Here is a 17,917-nt window from a genome sequence, read left to right as displayed (position 1 = left end):
AGGCATTGGATAATTAAAGATGAGGTGCAGCATGAAAAAAATTGCGATTCTCGGCTCTACCGGTTCCATTGGAACCCAGACACTGGATGTAGTTGACATGCATCCTGAACTCTTTCAAGTGGAGGGACTGGCTGCCGGAGGCAATACAGACCTGCTGATTGAACAAACCAAACGTTACCGACCGAAGAAGGTATCGGTGGGGTCCAAGGAATTGGCGGATAAGGTTGCTCCACATTTGCCTGCAGGAACGCAACTGTTTTATGGCACAGAAGGACTTGTAGAAGTGGCGGCAGGAACTGATGCGCATATGGTTGTAACAGCAGTGGTGGGAAGTGTTGGATTGGAGTCGACACTTGCAGCCATAGATGCAGGTAAACAGATCGGACTGGCCAACAAGGAGACATTGGTTACGGCAGGGCATATTGTTACTACAAGAGCGACTGCCAAAGGAGTCTCTTTACTACCCATCGATAGTGAGCACTCTGCGATTTTCCAATGCTTGAATGGTGAAAACAGAGAACGCTTGACAGGTATCACGCTCACTGCTTCAGGCGGATCATTCCGTGATCTTACCCGTGAACAGTTGAAGAGTGTGACTATAGAGGATGCGCTTAAACATCCGAATTGGTCAATGGGTTCCAAAATTACGATAGACTCGGCAACCATGGTAAACAAGGGACTTGAAGTGATTGAAGCACATTGGTTATTTGGTCTTCAATATGATCAGATTAATGTATTGCTCCATCCAGAGAGTGTGATTCATTCTTATGTGGAATTGGATGACACCAGCATCATCGCCCAACTGGGGAATCCTGATATGCGAGTTCCAATTCAATATGCATTGACTTACCCTGACCGTCTGCCATCGCCAGCACAGCGTCTGTCTCTTGCTCAAGTTGGGAAATTACATTTCCGCGAGATGGATATGGAGCGGTTCCCATGTTTAAGAATGGCATATGAGTGTGGTAAAATGGGAGGAACCGCAACAACGGCGTTTAATGCAGCCAACGAGGTTGCCGTAGCCCGTTTCTTGCGTAAAGAGATATCATTCCTTAAAATAGAAGATATTATTGCTTCTGTGCTGGAAGCACACCACAATGTGGACAAGCCTGATCTGCAGGAAATCGCCCGTTGTGATCAGGAGAGCCGTAAGCTTGCGTCCAGTCTGTAATCTCTTTTTTCATAACAAATTGGAAGAAGTGATTCTCTTGTGCGGCATCATAGAATAATGATAATCTAGAGGGACAGACTGCGGTATGTGCCGTGAAGGAGGATGGATAGGGATTGGAAACCATACAAGTGGTATTTCTAACGGTGCTCATGTTCTTTGTCATCGTGACGGTTCATGAATGGGGGCATTACTATTTTGCCAAACGCGCCGGTATTCTTGTACGGGAATTTGCGATCGGTTTTGGTCCCAAATTGTTCTCATATAAAAGAAACGAAACCCAGTTTACATTGCGTTTGTTGCCTTTTGGTGGATATGCACGGATGGCAGGGGAAGATCCGGAACTGGTAGAGATCCAAGAAGGACAGACCATTGCGGTAAGATCAGCGGATGACCAGGTGAAGATGATCTATCTGGACCAGCTGGATAACCGTAAAAATGTAATACGTGGTGAAGTCATCTCCATTGACATGGAAAATGCCCTGAAGCTTCAACTTGATGTAGATGGTGAAATTCAGGAATACCGAATACATCCCCAAGCGATGTTGGTAAGTCGGGGTAAACAAACGCAGATTGCACCGAAAGATCGTCAATTCGGAAGCAAAACGGTTGGACAGCGTGCGTTGGCTATTTTTGCTGGCCCGCTGATGAACTTTATTTTGGCCTTTGTGCTGTTCGCTGTATATGCGCAAATGGCAGGAGTTCCGGTGGAGAATCCTAAAAATCTCCAAATTGGCGAAGTGCTTGAAGGTGGGGCAGCTGATCAGGCGAACCTGCAAAAGGGCGATATTATCGAGACGATTAATGGTACTGCTATTGGTACAGATTCACAAAAAATGGTGTCGATGATTGCCGACTCCAAAGACAAGCCGATGGAATGGACGCTGCGCCGGGGTTCGGATACGTTTAATATAACGATTACTCCACGTGCTGTAGAGGGACAAGAAGGCGGTAAAGTGGGGATCGTACCTACGCTACCAACCCGATCTGTTGGATTTGCAGAGACATTTAAAGTCTCAGGTGTGGCCATGGTTGATACAACCAAAGTGATATTTGAAGGTTTTAAACATCTGATCAATCAATTCAACATGGATGATATTGGTGGTCCGGTTCGTACATTTGAAGTAACAGGGCAAATTGCTAAGCAAGGGATTGAGCAGTTAACGAGATGGGCAGCGATTTTGAGTCTGTATCTTGGGATATTTAACCTGCTACCAATACCTGCACTGGACGGCAGCCGCCTGGTATTTTTGGGAATTGAAGCGCTGCGCGGCAGACCAGTTGATCCCAATCGTGAAGGTATGGTACATTTCATCGGATTTGCGATGTTGTTCGTCTTGATGCTGGCAGTAACGTATAATGATATATTACGTTTAATTAACGGATAATTACGTTTGGACTATGCTCTGAACTTTTCTTTCAGAGTGTAGTCGTTATGGGAGGACGCTGGAGTCTTATGTCAAAGGAAAATGATAAACAGTTCGTGACCGAAATCACACCACAGGGTGAGGATTTCTCACGCTGGTATATTGATGTTATCAAAAAAGCTGATCTCATGGACTATGCACCCGTACGCGGTTGTATTGTGTTCAAACCAGACGGGTTTGAAATCTGGGAACATATTAAGGATGAGTTGGATCGTCGTTTCCGGGAAACGGGTCATCGCAATGCGTATTTCCCAATGTTCATTCCTGAGAGCTTCTTTCAAAAGGAAAAAGAACACGTGGAAGGGTTTAACCCTGAATTACCATGGGTTACGGAAGCTGGGGGAGAGAAGCTGGAAGAACGTCTGGCAATCCGCCCTACATCCGAAACGATTATTGGTCACATGTATTCCAAGTGGATTCAGTCGTATCGGGATCTTCCGGTACTGATCAACCAATGGGCTAACGTAGTCCGTTGGGAAAAAAGAACATTGCCTTTCCTTCGTACAAGTGAGTTCCTGTGGCAGGAAGGTCATACTGCGCATGAGACCGAAGAAGAAGCACGCGAAGAAACGATGAAAATGCTTGAGATTTATCGTGAAGTCGTTGAGGAGTATTTGGCTATTCCTGTAATTGTCGGTCAAAAAACCAAATCCGAGAAGTTTGCGGGTGCGGTGGATACGTACTCAATCGAAGCCATGATGAAGGATGGACGGGCTGTACAAGCAGGTACATCTCACTACATGGGTACGAACTTTGCAAAAGCATTTGAAATTCAGTATCTTAGCCGGAACAATGTGCTGGAGCTGGCTTACACTACTTCATGGGGAGTAAGCACACGTTTGATCGGTGCGTTAATTATGGTTCACGGAGATGACCGTGGTCTCGTACTTCCTCCTAAAGTTGCGCCAACTCAAGTGGTCATGATTCCAATTGGACCTCCAAAAACGCGTGATGCTGTGGTTGGGCGTGCAGATGAGTTGTTCAGTGAGTTGAAAAAAGCTGGAGTCCGTGTGAAAATGGATGATCGCAGCGATGTTCGCCCAGGTTGGAAGTTCAATGAATACGAGATGCGCGGTGTCCCAATTCGTCTGGAGATTGGTCCACGTGATATGGAAAATGGCGTTTGTGTGCTCGTATCACGGATCACAGGTGAGAAGAAAGTGGTAGAACAAGCAAACCTGGTAGAAGAAATCCAATCTATGCTGACACAGATCCAGGTTGATATGTTAGAGCGTGCTCGCACATTTATGTCGGATAACTTCTACTCCGTGGATACACTCGATGAGATGAAAGAACTGATGGAAAATAAACGCGGGTTTACACTGGCTGGATGGTGCGGTTCAGAAGCTTGCGAAGATAAAGTAAGAGAAGTCACTGGTGCAACAAGCCGGAACATTCCTTTCCAGCCTGCGGAAGAAAAGCATACGTGCCTGGCATGTGGTGAAAAGGCAGAACATACGGTTGTGTTTGCAAGAGCGTATTAAGTTAGGATAACCTGACTATATATATTGAACTATACATTTACATGAGAACGTAGAGACCAGAAATAACCTGAAGAAGCGGAGCTAAAAGCTTTCTGAAAGAAAGCTGCATCGGAAGCATACGCTGTGCCTTTATCTCCGGATTTTCCCCTTTGTAAAAGGGAATCAAAAAATCTGGGGATAACAGTGATCGGAAGGTTGTTCTGTTACCGGAGTTGTAAGTGTGAATATCTCTTTGTTCAATTTAGATAATGTCACATACGGACTGTAAGAGTAATGAATGGGAGCTTCTGTCGGATAAAATGAGTCGGTGCGAGTTCGGATCGGTGACATTTTTGAATGCAGGGGCTTTTCATGCTTTAAGGGGGTACAAGGAGGAACACGATGAGCGGATTTGATGAGAAGAGAAAACGGTTTGAGTTGTTGATGAAACAGGCAGAGCTTCCGTCTGGTCTGTTAGATCCCTATTTTTTGGATGGATGGATTGAACAAGTAGAGACCAATCGAACTAATCGGGAATGGAATATTCTGATTGCGAAGGATACATTGGTACCGGCTCCAATCTATCGCACATTTTGTCTGCATATTCAAGAGAAGATGAATCATATCGCCAAAATTTCATTTGGCTTTAAATATACGGACAAGGTACAGAATGGCGATATTGTTAGTGAATATTGGAATTTGTTTCGGGAGTGGGTTACACGTGAGATTCCATCCGTGAATGGTTGGATGAACCGGACTACGTTTGAATGTGAAGCAGATCTCCTGCAACTGACGATGAGTGATGCAACGTCAATGGAATTGGCTCGTAAGAAACAGATTGATCAGGCCATTAAGACGTTCTATGAAAAATATTTTCATCTACCGCTCCGCATCAAGATGCAAGTAGGCGAAGTGGGAAGCAATAAAGAGGCTATGGAACAGTTCCAGGCCCAAAAACGGGTTGAGGAACTTGAGGTCATCGAAAAGATGATGAGTGAAGTGGATACAGAAATCCCGGTGGATGAGGAGCAGGGGGATCTGCGTTTGCAGATGGGTTACGATATCAAGGAGCCAGCAGTGCCTATGCAGGAAATCCAGGATGAAGAGAAAAAGGTTACGCTTCAAGGTACGGTGTTTGGTCTGGATCGCAAAGAACTGCGAAACGGCAATACGTTGTTTACCTTCTATCTGACTGACTTCACGGACTCCATGCAAATGAAGATGTTTGCCAAAACAAAAGAGGATGTTAAAATTCTCAGTTTGCTTGCTAATGGTAAATGGGTAAAAGTGCGTGGTCGTGTAGAGTATGACCGGTTTATGCAAATTCCTGAACTTGCAATGATTCCATCGGATCTGATTGAAGTCAAAGCACCTCCGTCTCGCAAAGACAATGCACCAGAGAAACGGGTGGAGTTCCATCTGCACTCTACGATGAGTACCATGGATGCTGTAACTTCAATTGACAAATACGTGAAAATGGCAGCAGAGTGGGGTCATAAGGCCATTGCTGTCAGTGATCATGGCGGGGTGCAGGTATATCCTGAGGCTTCCAAGGCTGCTAAGAAAAATGGAATAAAAATGATCTACGGCCTTGAGGCTAATGTCGTGAATGACTCTGTCGCAGTTGTAATGGCTCCGCAGCCTTTGGATCTGCAAACCGCGACATACATCGTATTTGATATCGAGACCACAGGTCTTTCGGTAACGCAGAACAAAATTATTGAGATTGCTGCCGTGAAGATGCAAGATGGCAAAGAAATCGACCGATTTGCGACTTTTGTCAATCCGCATGAGCGTATTCCATACAACATTCAGCAATTGACGAATATTAATGATGACATGGTAAAAGACGCACCTGAACTTGAGCCTGTTATTCGTGATTTTGTGCAGTTTGCGGGAGATGGTGTACTTGTTGCCCATAATGCACGTTTTGATATGGGCTTTATCCAAGCTTCCCTGAAGCAAATTGGACTGCCGGAGCTTCCTAACCCGGTCCTTGATACGTTGGAACTGGCGCGATTGTTATTTCCGAAAAATAAAAACCACCGTCTGAATACGATGGCGGATAAATATAAGGTTGGACTCGAAAGCCATCACCGTGCCATTGATGATACGGTTGCACTCGCGGGTATCCTGATTGGACTGCTAAATGATGCTGCACAGATGAAAGGTTTAACGAGGCTCGATCGTTTGAATGATTATGTGGGTGTCGATTTGTCGAATACAAGACCTTTTCATTGTGGAATCTATGCACTGAATGATATCGGTAAGAAAAATCTATATAAGCTGGTCTCTCTCTCTCATACGGAACATTTCAAGCGTGTACCTTGCATTCCCAAATCAAAACTGATTAATTTGCGTGAAGGCCTTGTTGTGATATCGGGCTGTGAAAAAGGGGAGTTTTTCGAAGCGGTACTTAACAAATCACTTGAAGAAGCGGAAGAGATCGCCGAGTTCTATGACATACTGGAGATCCAACCACTTACCATGTATATGCATTTGGTGGATAAAGGTCTGGTGGCTACACCTGAAGAGATCAAAACAGCGATCCGTAAAGTCATCGATATAGGTGCAAAGCTTAACAAACCGGTCATAGCCACAGGTAATGTGCATTATCTGGAGCCTCGTGACAAGTTATATCGGGATATCACCATTCACGGAATTACAGGATTTAGTCCACTGAAAGATCAACGTAAACCGGATGCACATTTTAGAACGACAGAGGAAATGCTGGAAGAGTTCCAGTTCCTCGGTCAGGACAAAGCATACGAGGTTGTTGTTACTAATACGGTGGAGTTGTCTGACCGATTTGAGGAAATTAAGTTATTCCCGGACAAACTCTTTACTCCGATTCTGGAGGGTGCGGACGAAGAAATTCGTAATACCTGCTATAACACTGCCAAGTCCATCTATGGCGAAGAATTACCAGAAGTAATCGTGGCACGACTGGAGAAAGAACTCATTCCAATTATTAAATATGGTTTTTCTGCCAACTATCTGATCTCGGAACGCTTGGTTAAAAAATCGAATCAGGATGGTTATCTCGTAGGTTCGCGGGGATCGGTAGGCTCCTCTGTCGTTGCTACATTCCTGGGGATATCCGAGGTTAATCCGCTGCCAGCTCATTATATCTGTGTGAATTCAGAATGCAAATACAGCGAGTGGTTCCTGGACGGCAGTGTTCGGAGTGGATTTGACCTTCCAGAGAAAGAATGTCCGAATTGTGGTGGTACGCTTAAAGGAGAAGGCCAGGATATTCCGTTTGAGACTTTCCTTGGCTTCAAAGGAGATAAAGTTCCCGATATTGACTTGAACTTCTCTGGTGATTATCAGCCTCATGCTCATAACTATACGAAAGTACTGTTTAGTGAGAAGAGTGTTTTCCGTGCCGGAACCATTGGTACGGTGGCTGAGAAAACAGCATTTGGTTTTGCCAAAAAATATGAGGAAGAACATCACAAGAAATGGCGCGGAGCTGAATTGAATCGATTGGCTTCGGGATGTACAGGGGTAAAACGGAGCACTGGACAACACCCCGGCGGTATTGTGGTGGTTCCTGATTACATCGAGGTCGAAGACGTTACACCTGTTCAATTTCCGGCTGATGACGTTAATGCAGAGTGGAAAACGACACATTTTGATTATCATGCTTTTGAAGAAAACTTGCTTAAACTTGATATTCTGGGACACGATGATCCGACGATGATGCGGATGTTGCAGGATTTGACAGGGGTCGATCCAACGACCATTCCCATGAATGATCCCAAAGTCATGAGCATGTTTAACTCCACCGAAGCGCTGGGAGTTACACCGGAACAGCTTCGGTCGCCAGTTGCGACATTTGGTGTGCCGGAGATGGGAACGAAGTTTGTACGTCAGATGCTTGTTGAATCCCAGCCGACATCTTTTGCCGATTTACTGCAAATCTCCGGATTGTCACATGGTACAGGGGTATGGCTTGGAAACGCTCAGGATCTGATTAAGAACGGAACGTGCAACATTAAGACCGTAATCGGTTGTCGGGATGACATCATGTTATTCCTGATCTATAAAACGGGAATGGACGCCAGTCTGGCCTTTAAAATCACGGAGAGCGTTCGTAAGGGGCGGGGACTACCACAGGAATGGATTGACGAGATGAAGAATTGTAAAGTGCCTCAATGGTACATTGATTCGTGTCTCAAAATCCAGTACATGTTCCCGAAGGCTCACGCGGCCGCTTATGTTATTTCAGCAGTACGTACGGCGTTCTTCAAGCTATATCATCCGATTGAATATTACGCAACCTACTTTACCGTGCGGGCGGATGAGATTGATATCGAACTGATGTGTCAGGGATATGATGCGATCTATCGAAAAATAACGGAAATTGAGCAATTGGGTTTCCAGGCACCTCCAAAAGAGAAAAACATGTTGCCTGTCCTGGAAATGGGTCTGGAAATGACAGCACGCGGATTCTCGTTGAAATCCATTGACTTATACCGTTCGGAAGCAACGAAGTTCATCGTTGACGGAAATTCATTAATCCCTCCATTTTCGGCGCTGGCAGGAATCGGGGATAATGCTGCTCGTAATATTGCTGCAGCTAGAGATCATGGTGAGTTTCTGTCGGTTGAGGACTTCCAGCAGAAGTCGAAAGCAAGTAAGACCATTGTTGAACTGCTGTCGAATATGGGATGTTTCCGCGGCTTGCCAGAGAGCAATCAGCTTTCTCTTTTCTAGGCCTGAATTTGGATCTTAAAATGGTGATTGATGGGGGCAACGTAATTTTTCCTTCATTAGTAAGTAAAGCGCCTGAATCATCGCTTACTTGTCACTATTACCAGACTATGTTATAATTTTTGAAGTGAACGAGATAGTACGAATTTCTAAAGAGTGGGGAAACCCACTCTTTAGTCTTTGGTATACAAGAATCTTGGGTATTGAATAATCTGCCAGTGCTTTTTTGCTGGTGTAACCTAAGTTGGAGGTTATTGGTTTTGAGCACAACGAACATTAAATCTACCGTGGAAGAAATGATCCAACCCTACTTGAACGAACAAGGCTTCGAGCTGGTTGACATCGAATACGTCAAAGAAGGCAGCAACTGGTTTTTACGGGTGTATGTCGACAAAGAGGGTGGCATCGACATCGACGATTGCGTCTTGATCAGCGAAAAGCTGAGCGCCAAGCTGGATGAGAACGATCCGATTCCAACCATCTATTTCCTTGAAGTGTCTTCTCCCGGTGCGGAGCGTCCACTGAAAAAACCTGAGGACGTTACCAAAGCTGTAGGCAAAAATGTTTTTGTTACAACCTACGAGCCGGTGAACGGATTGAAGGAATTTGAAGGCAAGCTGCTTTCCTTTGATGACGGGGAACTCGTGATTGAAGCGGGCAAAAAACAGCATGCCATTTCTTATGATAAGGTTGCCAGTGCGCGCCTAGCTATTTTGTTTTAAGTGCCTTGTTCACTTTATTAATGAAAAAGACACATCTCACGATAACGGCAAGGTGCTCATGAGTTCAGAGCCTTTCGCCGTTTTACGTATGAGATGCCATGTTTGAAAGGGGGATCAACATTCATGAGTATGGATTTTATTGAAGCAATGAATGAATTGGAACGGGAAAAAGGGATCAGCAAGGATGTGCTGTTTGAAGCGATCGAGGCTGCACTAATTTCCAGCTACAAGCGGAATTTCAACACGGCCCAGAATGTGCGTGTTGACATGAACCGTAATACGGGAGTTATACGGGTGTATGCCCGCAAATTGATCGTGGAAGAAGTCCTGGATTCACGTACCGAAATTTCATTGCCTGCTGCACGAGAAATCAACCCACACTTCCAGCTGGAAGATATTGCGGAGATTGAAGTTACGCCGCGTGATTTCGGACGTATCGCCGCACAGACTGCCAAACAGGTAGTGACCCAGCGGATTCGTGAAGCCGAACGCGGCCTGATCTACAACGCTTTCGTAGATAAGGAAGAAGATATCGTTACGGGAGTGGTGCAGCGTCAGGATTTGCGCAATATCTACATCGATCTGGGCAAAATCGAAGCGGCTTTACCGCTAACCGAATTGATGCCGAACGAGAAGTTTGTTCATGGTGACCGTATTAAGGCGTATATCACCAAGGTCGAGAATACGACCAAAGGGCCGCAAATCATCTTGTCCCGTACCCATCCGGGTCTCTTGAAACGTCTCTTTGAACTGGAAGTGCCTGAGATCTTTGACGGTGTAGTTGAAATTCGCTCCGTCGCTCGCGAAGCAGGGTTCCGCTCCAAGATTGCCGTACATTCCCGCAACGAGGAAGTTGATCCAGTTGGATCTTGTGTAGGTCCTAAGGGAATGCGCGTGCAGACCATTGTGGGTGAGCTGCGCGGTGAAAAAATCGACATCGTTCGTTTCTCCGATCAGGTAGACGAATATGTTGCCAATGCACTGAGTCCTTCCAAAGTGTTGGAAGTTCATGTATTTGAGGAAGAAAAGATGGCTCGGGTTATCGTTCCGGACTATCAACTGTCGCTCGCAATTGGTATCAAAGGCCAAAATGCCAGATTGGCAGCCAAATTAACTGGCTGGAAAATCGACATTAAGAGCGAGAGCCAGGCGGAACAGGAATTCGGCAGAGAAAAAGATTCTTCTTCTGAAATGCATCAGGATTCCGTCTCCGTCGACTAAAGTAAAGTACGGGGGGCGCTGACGTATGAAACCAAAAAAAGTGCCGCTGCGCAAATGTGTGGCATGCCAGGAAATGATGCCCAAAAAGCAGCTGATTCGCATCGTTAAAACGCCAGAGGATGAAGTGCTGATCGATTTGACTGGCAAAAAATCCGGACGTGGTGCCTATTTATGCGGCAAAGAGTCCTGTTTTAAGCTCGCACTCAAAAACCGGGCTTTGGATCGGGCGTTAAAAGGCAAAGTCTCACCTGAAATTTACGAGCAACTAGCAGCTGACTTCATCGCGGTTGAGGATGAATTCATAGCAGCACAGGAGCGTGAACATGACTAATATTAAAACGCTGTCTTATCTGGGACTCTCTATGCGTGCAGGTAAACTTGTAACAGGTGAAGAAATTGTACTTAAAGCGATCCGTTCTTCCGAAGCTAAAATGGTTATTGTTGCGGGTGACGCCTCAGCCAATACACAAAAGAAATTTCGCGATAAATGCGGAACTTATAAGGTTCCTCTGTTGATCGGATTTGACCGGGATAGTCTGGGTTCAAGTATCGGTAAAGACACGCGTGTTGTTCTTGCAGTAACGGATCGAGGGTTTGCAAAAATGATCTCCAAGCAAGTCGGTATAATGTCGGAGGTGGAGTATATTGAGTAAACAGGAAAACAAGGATAAATTGCGAGTTTATGAATATGCGAAGTCCCTTAATATGAGTAGTAAAGAAATTATAACCATTCTTAAAAAGCTGGAAATTCCCGTAAACAATCATATGAGTGTCATGGAGAATGGTTCAGTCGGTAAGGTGGAACAATTTTTTAAAGATATAAAATCCACTGCTGCTTCCAAAAAAGGCAACGAAGCAAAACCAGTTGCTACTTCGGCAGTACGCAGTGACAAACCAGTGGACAGCAACAAGCCGGCCGGCGGAGTGAACACGCCGAATAGCAGTAACACATCCGGTAGTCCCGTACAAACAAAAATACAACAGGAAAAGCAGGTAGGTATGAACAATAGACCAAATTCCAACAATAACAATGGCACCCAAAGACCCAGCGGCCAAGACAGCCGCAACAGAACGAACTCTTCCCAAGGCTCAAGCCAAGGAGGACAATCAACTAACCGTCCAAGACCGGCTCAAGGTGGACAAAGCAGTACTGCATCCCGTCCGCAAGGAACGGGTCAGCGTCCAAGTAACAGCGGTGGCGGTCAAGTAAGAACTTCAGGACCAAACAGCGGCGGTAATACAGGTACTGGCGGCAACCGTAGCGGTGGCCAAGGTCAGAGCCAAGGACAAGGCCAACGCAGAAGTGGCCCAGGTGGTACTACTGGCAACAATAACAACAGTGGCAACCGTTCAAACAGCGGTGGCGGTGGACGTCGTTATGATGACAATCGTGGTGGCAACTATCGTGGTAACCGTGGTGGCAAGAACAATCGCAACAGAAATCAACAACAGTACCAGCAACGTGAGAAAATTGATAACACACCTAAGAAAATCATCGTTCGTGGTGATATGACTGTCGGTGAAACAGCGAAGTTGCTCCATAAGGATGCTTCCGAAGTTATCAAAAAACTCATCGCGATGGGTGTTATGGCAACAATCAACCAAGAACTTGATATCGAAACAATTCTGCTGCTTTCTGGAGAGTTCGGTGTCGAAGTTGAAGTGAAGATTGTGCTCGAAGATGACCGTTTCGAAACACTGGAAGAGAATGATGATCCTGCAGATTTGCAGTCTCGTCCTCCAGTAGTAACCATCATGGGACACGTTGACCACGGTAAAACGACATTGCTTGACGCCATTCGTTCAACGAATGTAACAGGCGGCGAAGCAGGCGGAATCACGCAACACATCGGTGCGTATCAAGTTGAAATCAACAACAAGAAAATTACGTTCCTGGATACTCCGGGTCACGAAGCGTTTACAGCGATGCGTGCGCGTGGAGCACAGGTTACGGATATTACAATTATTGTTGTCGCTGCGGATGACGGTGTTATGCCACAAACGGTTGAGGCCATTAACCATGCCAAAGCTGCTGGGCTTCCAATTATCGTAGCTGTCAATAAAATCGATAAACCGGGTGCTGATCCGGATAAAGTAAAACAAGAATTGACTAACTACGAACTCGTTCCGGAAGAATGGGGCGGAGATACCATCTTTGTTAACGTGTCTGCGAAACAAAGAATGGGTCTGGAAGGTCTGCTTGAAATGATTCTGCTCGTTGCAGAAGTGAACGAATACAAAGCGAACCCGGACAAACGTGCCCGTGGTACAGTGATCGAAGCCGAGCTGGATAAAGGACGTGGCCCAGTTGCCCGTATCCTCGTACAGCACGGTACATTGAAAGTCGGAGATGCTTTCGTAGCAGGTAACTGCTTCGGTCGTGTCCGTGCGATGGTCAATGATAAAGGTCGTCGTCTGAAAGAAGCTGGACCTTCAACACCTGTCGAAATCACAGGTTTGACAGAAGTTCCAGGTGCTGGAGATCCATTCATGGTGTTTGAAGATGAGCGCAAGGCGCGTTCCATCGCTGACAAACGTGCGATTACGCAACGTGAATCCGATCTGGGGACACATACTCGCGTAACGTTGGATGATCTGTTCCAACACATCAAAGATGGCGAGATCAAAGATCTGAACGTTATCATCAAAGGTGACGTACAAGGTTCGGTTGAAGCATTGAAAGGTTCCCTTGCGAAGATCGAAGTTGAAGGTGTTCGCGTGAAAATCATTCATAGCGGCGCTGGTGCAATCACTGAGTCCGACATCATTTTGGCTGCAGCATCCAATGCCATCGTGATTGGTTTCAACGTTCGTCCTGATAACCAGGCGAAAGCAACTGCAGATCAAGAGCAAGTAGACATCCGTCTGCATCGCGTAATCTACAGTGTTATCGAAGAAATTGAACAAGCGATGAAAGGAATGCTTGATCCGATCTACAAAGAAAAAGTTATCGGTCATGCTGAGGTTCGTAGCACGTTCTCCATCAGTAAAGTGGGTACCATCGCTGGTTGTATGGTTACCTCAGGTAAAATTACGCGTTCTGCGGAAGCGCGCCTGATTCGTGACGGCATCGTCCTTTACGAAGGTAAGCTGGATTCCCTGAAACGTTATAAAGATGATGCCAAAGAAGTAGCCCAAGGCTATGAGTGCGGTATCACACTGGATAAATATAATGATCTCAAAGAGGGCGACGTTATCGAAGCCTTCATTATGGAGACAGTACAACGATAAGCAAGGAAGCATGAGGTGAACAACAATGGCTAAGATTCGTACAGGTAGAGTGGGCGAGCAGATCAAGAAAGAATTGAGTCTGCTCATCCAGTCTGAACTGAAAGATCCACGTATCGGCTTTATTACGGTAACGGGGGTCGAAGTGACAGGAGACTTGTCGCAAGCCAAAGTTTATCTGAGTGTCTTCGGTGAACAGGAACAAAAAGATAACTCGCTCAAAGCACTGGCAAAAGCAAATGGATTTTTGCGTTCCGAGCTGGGCAAACGTATCCGGTTTCGTCATGTTCCCGAGTTGATATTCAAGATTGACGAATCCATCGCTTATGGTAGCCGAATTGAGAAGCTGCTTGGCGATATTGGTTCCGACAAGAATGAATCCCAGTAACAGAATAGAGGAGACGGCAATGCACACTTATGAACAGGCGCTCCAGGCCGGAAAGCAATTTCTGCTGGAGCATGATGATTACCTGGTCGTGTCGCATGTACAGCCGGACGGTGACGCAGTCAGCTCGACGGTAACGGTGGGCTGGCTGCTGTCATGTCTGGGTAAGACATTCACGATGATTAATGAAGGCGATATCCCGCATCGCATGCAATTTTTGTGGGAAGCAGGCAACATTGTGAACATGGCCGAACAACCACCGCAGCGAAAATATAAAGCTGTTATCTGTGTGGATTGTGCAGACTTTGCCAGAGTAGGGTTGACGCGTCATTATTTCGAAGAAGATGCTGTTATTTTGAATATCGATCATCACCCTACGAATGACGGTTATGGTACAGTCAACATCATTAAGTCAGATGCTGCTGCAACGGCTGAAATTTTATTCGATTTTCTGAACCTTTTCCAAGTAACATGGGATAAAGATGTTGCGACAGCAGTTTATACAGGATTGCTTACGGATACAGGTGGTTTCCGCTATGCCAACACCAGTCCAAATGTAATGACAACGGCCTCCAGACTGCTTGAACATGGCGTGGATGGACCCTATCTCGCCCAGACCTTGTTGGAGCAGGTGACTCTTCCACAAGTTCGGATTTTGCATCAAGCACTTTCAAGCTTGCAGATGACAGATGATGGAAAGATAGCCTGGGTTGTTATTACACCTGATGATATGGTAGCTTGCGGAGCGGCTAATGAAGATCTTGAAGGGGTAGTAAACTATCCGCGCAACATCCAAGGCGTGGAAGTGGGTATCTTTTTCAAAGTCATCAATGAGAACGCCGTCAAGGTTTCTCTGCGTTCGGCTGGCAAGATTGATGTTGCTGCATTAGCACAGACCTTTGGCGGAGGAGGGCATGTGCTCGCAGCCGGATGTCGTCTCGAAGGCAGTCTTGATGAAATTGTCGCAAAAGTATTGAAGCAGGTGAATGCACAATGGTAAAGCCATTTGAAGGTGTACTTCCGGTGTATAAACCGGCGGGATTTACTTCTCATGATGTTGTAGCCAAAATGCGCCGCATTCTCAAGATGAAGCGCATTGGTCATACGGGCACACTGGACCCACAAGTTACAGGCGTCCTGCCACTCTGTCTTGGACGGGCGACACGTGTGGTGGAATACATGCAGGAGCTTCCGAAGGAATATCTGGCTACGCTTAGATTGGGACTGTCTACTGACACAGAGGACATGACAGGGGAAGTCATTGAGCGTGCTGAAACACCGGTGGAAGTCACACAGGATCAGGTTCAACAGGTGCTTGAGCAGTTTCTGGGCACGATCTCTCAGGTACCTCCCATGTATTCTGCGGTAAAGGTAGACGGCAAACGTCTTTATGAGCTTGCTCGTGAAGGGAAGACGGTAGAGCGTAAGAGCCGTGAGGTCACAATCTATGAGCTTGAGCTTACAGGGATTGAAACTCAAGGCGATACGACCGATATATCTTTCCGCGCCTTGTGTTCGAAAGGTACCTACATACGTACATTGTGTGTAGACATCGGTCGACAACTCGGATATCCATCAACCATGGTTCGATTGGAACGTACAATATCGGCAGGTATCTCTGCAGATCATTGTCTTCGTATTGAAGAAGTGGAACAACGTATGGCTGATGGGACTTTAGCGGATGCACTGATTCCTGTTGACAAGGCTATTGACTCGATTCCGGCCCACAAGGTTGGAGAAGAACAGGCCAAAGGAGCACTTCAAGGCCAGAAGCTGTCTGCACGTCTTCTGGAACCGCCTGTAGAGCAACCTGGTTTGTTGCGGTTGTATGCTCAGGATGATACGTTTCTGGGGATATTTGAACGGGATGAACTAAAACCAACGGTGAGGGCAGTTAAAGTCTTTTTGCCGGAATAAAGAGGTATCGGGCTTAGAGTTGTGATGATGCTCAAGCTTGGCCTATCTAGTGAAATGCAGGTGAATGATTGTGAAAACCGTAATGCTAACCTATCCGCAGACGTTACATTCGACTGAGCTGGGCGCACTTCCCCAAGTGCTTGCAATTGGTCAATTCGACGGACTGCATCTCGGACATGCAAGTGTCATATTATCAGCTGTCCGCATTGCACGGGAAACGGGCATGCAGGCAGCGGTCATGACCTTTCATCCACATCCGAAGGAAGTTATGCGCAAAGGCGATTACGAGGGTTATCTAACTCCCTTGAGAGATAAAGAAGACATCTTAGCAGGAATGGGCGTTGATGTACTTTATGTGGTGGAGTTCAATGAAGAGTTCTCACGGTTGACTCCACAGCAATTTGTACACGACCTGTTGATTCCTCTTCAAACACGAACAGCGGTTGTGGGTTTTGACTTCCGTTTTGGTCATAAGGGGGCAGGGGACGAACAGCTTCTTCGTACGTTGGGAGAAGGAGAGATGACGGTGGAAACCGTTCCTCCTTTCTTGTTAAATGGTGAAAAAGTGAGCAGTTCTCTCATTCGTGGCCTGTTGAAGCGTGGGGAGATGGATGAGGCCAGTCAGTGGCTTGGCAGACCTTACAGCATCAGAGGAACCGTCATTCACGGGGAGAAGCGTGGACGAACGATTGGATTTCCCACAGCCAACCTTGAACTCACGGATCATTACGTTACTCCATCGAAGGGTGTTTATGCTGTTCGTGTGCAGTATGGCGAACAGGAACTGCATGGCGTAATGAATCTCGGTGTGAAACCTACGTTTCACGAAAGCGGGATGAAACCTACGTTTGAAGTTCACCTGCTTGATTTTGACGGACACTTATATGACCAGGAACTAAAGGTTGAGCTCGTTCACTATATTCGTGCTGAACGAAAGTTCGACTCTATTGATGCATTGATTAGTCAGATTCGTGAAGATGCATTAACCGCCGGTCGCCTGTTATCTTAAAGGTTCTGGATTAAATGCATGTTTACATTTACTTTGACTAGGCAATTATGATATACTGTACTACGTTGTCGATTGAGACAACATTAACCTTGGCTTGGTTGCTTGCTCTCACCGGCGGTGACGAGGCTAATGGCGATTATATTGAAGGAGGTGAACAGGATGGCATTGACTCAAGAACGTAAACAACAACTGATCGACGAGCACAAAACTCACGAGTCCGATACAGGATCTCCAGAGGTGCAAGTTGCTATCCTTACGGAAAACATCAGAAGTTTGACAGACCACTTGCGTACGCATAAGAAAGACCACCACTCACGTCGTGGACTTTTGAAAATGGTAGGTCAACGTCGTAAGCTTTTGGCTTACGTGAAAAACAAAGATGTTAAACGTTATAGCGCACTGATCGAAAAACTCGGATTGCGTCGTTAATTATCGTACATGTTTTCAAAACCAACCTGGCTGTTATCCGTCATTCTTTTGTCTAAAAGGACAAGCGGAACTTACAGCCGGGTTGTTTTGTAGATGAACATGTTGCCATATATTTGTAGATGGGGCTCCGTGAGGGGCTTTTGTTGTGCAGGTTAGCATGTTGAAAGATCCATACATAGCTAATGAATGCAGGACAAGCAGGAAATACTGTGAATATGCAGAATCCATT

The 17,917-nt window shown here is 46.0% G+C and carries 14 protein-coding genes; all 14 read left to right on the top strand.

Annotated features, from left to right (window positions below):
• Positions 1 to 31: 31 nt before the first annotated feature.
• Positions 32 to 1,171 carry a 1-deoxy-D-xylulose-5-phosphate reductoisomerase gene (locus MKY73_RS18475; protein ID WP_339302972.1) on the top strand — a complete coding sequence of 380 codons (1,140 nt, stop codon included), beginning with the start codon at positions 32 to 34 and terminating at the stop codon, positions 1,169 to 1,171.
• Between the two features lie 113 nt (positions 1,172 to 1,284).
• Complete coding sequence (gene rseP / locus MKY73_RS18470) at positions 1,285 to 2,556, top strand: RIP metalloprotease RseP (RefSeq protein ID WP_339302971.1); 1,272 nt, start codon at positions 1,285 to 1,287, stop codon at positions 2,554 to 2,556.
• 68 nt (positions 2,557 to 2,624) lie between these two features.
• Positions 2,625 to 4,079 carry a proline--tRNA ligase gene (proS, locus tag MKY73_RS18465; protein ID WP_339241630.1) on the top strand — a complete coding sequence of 485 codons (1,455 nt, stop codon included), beginning with the start codon at positions 2,625 to 2,627 and terminating at the stop codon, positions 4,077 to 4,079.
• 381 nt (positions 4,080 to 4,460) lie between these two features.
• Positions 4,461 to 8,780 (top strand): PolC-type DNA polymerase III, encoded by a 4,320-nt coding sequence (locus MKY73_RS18460; RefSeq protein ID WP_339241633.1) that lies wholly within the window; start codon positions 4,461 to 4,463, stop codon positions 8,778 to 8,780.
• 257 nt (positions 8,781 to 9,037) lie between these two features.
• Positions 9,038 to 9,499, top strand: a complete 462-nt coding sequence (gene rimP / locus MKY73_RS18455; protein ID WP_062833826.1) for a ribosome maturation factor RimP — start codon at positions 9,038 to 9,040, stop codon at positions 9,497 to 9,499.
• 123 nt (positions 9,500 to 9,622) lie between these two features.
• Positions 9,623 to 10,720, top strand: coding sequence for a transcription termination factor NusA (gene nusA / locus MKY73_RS18450; RefSeq protein WP_062833827.1), 1,098 nt, complete (start codon positions 9,623 to 9,625; stop codon positions 10,718 to 10,720).
• Positions 10,721 to 10,745: 25 nt separating this feature from the next.
• On the top strand, positions 10,746 to 11,051 hold the full coding sequence (locus MKY73_RS18445) for a YlxR family protein (protein WP_036609307.1): 306 nt from the start codon (positions 10,746 to 10,748) through the stop codon (positions 11,049 to 11,051).
• Entirely contained in the window at positions 11,044 to 11,373 is a 330-nt protein-coding gene (locus MKY73_RS18440) for a ribosomal L7Ae/L30e/S12e/Gadd45 family protein (RefSeq protein ID WP_017689142.1), read from the top strand. The genes MKY73_RS18445 and MKY73_RS18440 overlap by 8 nt, the downstream gene beginning before the upstream one ends.
• Entirely contained in the window at positions 11,366 to 13,951 is a 2,586-nt protein-coding gene (gene infB, locus MKY73_RS18435; protein WP_339302970.1) for a translation initiation factor IF-2, read from the top strand. The genes MKY73_RS18440 and infB overlap by 8 nt, the downstream gene beginning before the upstream one ends.
• 25 nt (positions 13,952 to 13,976) lie before the next feature.
• Positions 13,977 to 14,336 carry a 30S ribosome-binding factor RbfA gene (gene rbfA / locus MKY73_RS18430; RefSeq protein ID WP_062833829.1) on the top strand — a complete coding sequence of 120 codons (360 nt, stop codon included), beginning with the start codon at positions 13,977 to 13,979 and terminating at the stop codon, positions 14,334 to 14,336.
• Between the two features lie 19 nt (positions 14,337 to 14,355).
• Positions 14,356 to 15,333 carry a bifunctional oligoribonuclease/PAP phosphatase NrnA gene (locus MKY73_RS18425; protein ID WP_339302969.1) on the top strand — a complete coding sequence of 326 codons (978 nt, stop codon included), beginning with the start codon at positions 14,356 to 14,358 and terminating at the stop codon, positions 15,331 to 15,333.
• Entirely contained in the window at positions 15,327 to 16,250 is a 924-nt protein-coding gene (gene truB, locus MKY73_RS18420; protein WP_339302968.1) for a tRNA pseudouridine(55) synthase TruB, read from the top strand. Before MKY73_RS18425 ends, truB begins: the two co-directional genes overlap by 7 nt.
• Positions 16,251 to 16,332: 82 nt before the next feature.
• Complete coding sequence (locus MKY73_RS18415; protein WP_339243024.1) at positions 16,333 to 17,259, top strand: bifunctional riboflavin kinase/FAD synthetase; 927 nt, start codon at positions 16,333 to 16,335, stop codon at positions 17,257 to 17,259.
• A 159-nt stretch (positions 17,260 to 17,418) separates the two neighbouring features.
• Positions 17,419 to 17,688, top strand: coding sequence for a 30S ribosomal protein S15 (gene rpsO / locus MKY73_RS18410; protein WP_056700672.1), 270 nt, complete (start codon positions 17,419 to 17,421; stop codon positions 17,686 to 17,688).
• Positions 17,689 to 17,917: the final 229 nt, after the last annotated feature.

Origin of the sequence: Paenibacillus sp. FSL R5-0519 (assembly GCF_037974275.1) — a bacterium.
Taxonomy (GTDB): Bacteria; Bacillota; Bacilli; order Paenibacillales; family Paenibacillaceae; genus Paenibacillus.
Note: the sequence above shows the minus strand (reverse complement) of the source record. Positions and strands in the feature narration are given on the sequence as shown.

Excerpts from the sequence above, each read along its gene's own strand:
- MKY73_RS18445 (WP_036609307.1), top strand. The coding sequence starts at position 10,746 with ATGAAACCAAAAAAAGTGCCGCTGCGCAAATGTGTGGCATGCCAGGAA.
- MKY73_RS18425 (WP_339302969.1), top strand. The coding sequence starts at position 14,356 with ATGCACACTTATGAACAGGCGCTCCAGGCCGGAAAGCAATTTCTGCTG.
- rpsO (WP_056700672.1), top strand. The coding sequence starts at position 17,419 with ATGGCATTGACTCAAGAACGTAAACAACAACTGATCGACGAGCACAAA.
- rbfA (WP_062833829.1), top strand. The coding sequence starts at position 13,977 with ATGGCTAAGATTCGTACAGGTAGAGTGGGCGAGCAGATCAAGAAAGAA.
- truB (WP_339302968.1), top strand. The coding sequence starts at position 15,327 with ATGGTAAAGCCATTTGAAGGTGTACTTCCGGTGTATAAACCGGCGGGA.
- MKY73_RS18440 (WP_017689142.1), top strand. The coding sequence starts at position 11,044 with ATGACTAATATTAAAACGCTGTCTTATCTGGGACTCTCTATGCGTGCA.
- nusA (WP_062833827.1), top strand. The coding sequence starts at position 9,623 with ATGAGTATGGATTTTATTGAAGCAATGAATGAATTGGAACGGGAAAAA.
- MKY73_RS18475 (WP_339302972.1), top strand. The coding sequence starts at position 32 with ATGAAAAAAATTGCGATTCTCGGCTCTACCGGTTCCATTGGAACCCAG.
- proS (WP_339241630.1), top strand. The coding sequence starts at position 2,625 with ATGTCAAAGGAAAATGATAAACAGTTCGTGACCGAAATCACACCACAG.
- MKY73_RS18460 (WP_339241633.1), top strand. The coding sequence starts at position 4,461 with ATGAGCGGATTTGATGAGAAGAGAAAACGGTTTGAGTTGTTGATGAAA.
- MKY73_RS18415 (WP_339243024.1), top strand. The coding sequence starts at position 16,333 with ATGCTAACCTATCCGCAGACGTTACATTCGACTGAGCTGGGCGCACTT.